This is a genomic window from Micromonospora sp. D75 (genome assembly GCF_018070405.1).
Taxonomy (GTDB): domain Bacteria; phylum Actinomycetota; class Actinomycetes; order Mycobacteriales; family Micromonosporaceae; genus Micromonospora; species Micromonospora chalcea.
The window spans coordinates 1-2505 of sequence record NZ_JAGPXV010000768.1 but is presented as its reverse complement, the minus strand read 5'-3'; the positions used below and the strand labels follow the sequence as shown (position 1 = coordinate 2505).

Below are 2505 nucleotides of genomic sequence, written 5' to 3'. Positions count from 1 at the left end.
GGGGGAGGGTTCCGTGCCGACGGCGCCGCTGTGGGCGCGGTCAGCAGGTACGCAGGAAGCGGTCCAGAACCCGCACGCCGAACTGTAGTCCGTCCAGCGGAACCCGCTCGTCGATGCCGTGGAACAGGCCGGAGAAATTGAGGTCGGCGGGCAGCCGCAGCGGCGCGAAACCGAAGCAGCGGATGCCGAGCCGGGAGAACGCCTTGGCGTCGGTGCCGCCGGAGAGCATGTACGGCACCGGGTGGGCGCCGGGGTCCTCGGCGCGCAGCGCGGCCGACATGCCCGCCACCAGGTCACCGTCGAACGTGGTCTCCAGGGCCGGCTGGCGCTGGACGTACTCGATGGCGATGTCCGGCCCGACCAGCTCGCGCAGCTGCCGTTCCAGTTCCTCGCTCTGCCCGGGCAGGCTGCGGCAGTCGATGGTGGCGGTGGCCCGGCCGGGGATGACGTTGTCCTTGTAGCCGGCGGCCAGCCGGGTCGGGTTGGCGGTGTTGCGGATGGTCGCGCCGATGATGTTGGCGATCGGGCCGAGCTTGGCGATCGCGGTCTCCGGGTCGTCCGGGTCGATCTCGATGCCGAGCACGTCGGACACCTCGGCCAGGAAGGCGCGTACGGTGTCGGTCATCACCACCGGGAAGCGGTGCCGGCCGATCCGGGCGACCGCCTCGGCCAGCGCGGTGACCGCGTTGTCGTCGTGCATCATCGAGCCGTGGCCGGGCCGGCCCTTGGCGTGCAGGCGCAGCCAGTCGATGCCCTTCTCGGCGGTCTCGATCAGGTAGAGCCGGCGCTGCTCGTCCACGGAGTAGGAGAAGCCGCCGACCTCGCCGATCGCCTCGGTGCAGCCGTCGAACAGGTCTCGGTGCCGCTGGGTGAGGAAGTGCGCGCCGTAGTCGCTGCCGGCTTCCTCGTCGGCGGTGAACGCGAGCACGATGTCGCGCCGGGGCCGGACGCCGGCGCGCTGCCAGCCGCGGACCACGGCGAGGACCATGGCGTCGAAGTCCTTCATGTCGATCGCGCCGCGGCCCCACAGGTAGCCGTCGCGGATCTCGCCGGAGAACGGGTGCACCGACCACTCGTCCGGGTCGGCGGGCACGACGTCGAGGTGGCCGTGCACGAGCAGCGCGTCGCGGCCCGGCTCGGTGCCGGGGATGCGGGCGACCACGTTCGCCCGGCCGGGGGCGGATTCGTGGATCTCGGCGTCGACGCCGGCCTCGGCGAGCTTCTCCGCCACGTACTCGGCGGCGCGCCGCTCCCCCACGCTGGTGTCGTTGTCGCCGGTGTTCGTGGTGTCGATGCGCAGCAGGTCGCGGCAGAGGTCCACGACCTCGTCGGTGGCGTCGGGCCGGGCGGGGAGGGCGTCGCTCGTCATCGCTTCCTTATATCAGCAGGCGGGGTCGTCGCGGCCGTCGGTGCGCGCCGCGGTTTCGTGGATCTCCCGGCCGGGTACCGGCGGAGGCGCCCGGGACATCGACCCCGGCCGTCACGAGGAGGGCCCCATGACCGTCCCGCTGCCGCCGCTGCCGCCCGCCGCCGACGACGCGTACCGGCCGGGTGGGCGAAGCGTGGCCGACCTCGTGGACACCGAGCACCGGGCGCTGCTGGGGCTGGCCGACCGGGTCAGCGACGCGGCGCTGACGGCGGCCGAGCGGCGCGACGTGCTGGACGTGCTGACCGCCGCGGTGTCCCGGCACCTGTCGGCCGAGGAGCAGTATCTGTTCCCGGCGGCCCGGGCCGCCATGCCGGACGCCGTCGAGCTGGTGGAGCGGGAGATCGAGGCCGACGCCGGGCTGCTGACCGCGCTCAAGGAGCTGTCCGGCGCGGACGACCCGGCGGTCGCCGACGTGGCCGAGCGGGTGCGCCGGCACGTCAGCCGCGTCGCCGCGCTGGTCACGCCGTTGCGGGAGGTGGCGAGCGACGCGGAGCTGATCCGGCTGGGCAACCGGTGGGAGATCGCGGAGGAGGCGGCGCCGACCCGGCCGCACCCCGGCACGCCGGCCACCCCGCCCTGGAACAAGATCGTCGAGCCGGCGGTCGGGGTGCTCGACAAGGTGCGCGACGCGGTCTCCGGACGGCGTACCCGGCTGAGTGACCTGGAACACCGCCGCCAGAGCTGAGCCGATCGCCCCTTTCGCGTATCGGTTCGTGGTCCTACCGTCACGGTATGGATCTGGAGCTGCGACACCTGCGTGTGGTCTGCGCGATCGCGGAGACGGGGAGCGTCACCAAGGCCGCCTCGGCGCTCGGCCTGGCCCAGCCGGCGTTGACCGCCCAGCTTCAGCGGATCGAACGGGCGCTGGGCGGGCCGCTGTTCGAACGGGACCGCCGCGGCGCCCGCCCGACCGCGCTGGGCGAACTGGTGCTGGACCGGGCGCGGGTGCTGCTGCCGGCGATGAAGGGCCTGCGGGACGAGGCGGCCCGGATGGCCGGCGCGGGCGACTCGCTGCGCCGCTACCGCTTCGGCGGGGTGAACAGTCCGATCATGGGCCGGCTGGTGCACCGGCTCGC

Annotated in this window: 3 protein-coding genes; 2 read left to right on the top strand and 1 reads right to left on the bottom strand. The window is 73.8% G+C overall.

The features are described from left to right. Window positions 1-40 precede the first annotated feature (40 nt). Window positions 41-1369 carry a M20/M25/M40 family metallo-hydrolase gene (locus KBX39_RS28780; RefSeq protein ID WP_043324436.1) on the bottom strand — a complete coding sequence of 443 codons (1329 nt, stop codon included), beginning with the start codon at window positions 1367-1369 and terminating at the stop codon, window positions 41-43. Window positions 1370-1496: 127 nt separating this feature from the next. On the opposite strand from KBX39_RS28780, the gene KBX39_RS28775 reads away from it, so the two are divergent. Continuing rightward, complete coding sequence (locus tag KBX39_RS28775) at window positions 1497-2114, top strand: hemerythrin domain-containing protein (protein ID WP_043324439.1); 618 nt, start codon at window positions 1497-1499, stop codon at window positions 2112-2114. 47 nt (window positions 2115-2161) lie between these two features. Then, window positions 2162-2505: LysR family transcriptional regulator (locus tag KBX39_RS28770; protein ID WP_210873543.1), on the top strand; the 344-nt coding region annotated here is incomplete at its 3' end.

What these genes read in the sequence shown, in the direction of transcription:
- KBX39_RS28780 (WP_043324436.1), bottom strand. Translation starts at nt 1,369, where the DNA reads ATGACGAGCGACGCCCTCCCCGCCCGGCCCGACGCCACCGACGAGGTC.
- KBX39_RS28775 (WP_043324439.1), top strand. Translation starts at nt 1,497, where the DNA reads ATGACCGTCCCGCTGCCGCCGCTGCCGCCCGCCGCCGACGACGCGTAC.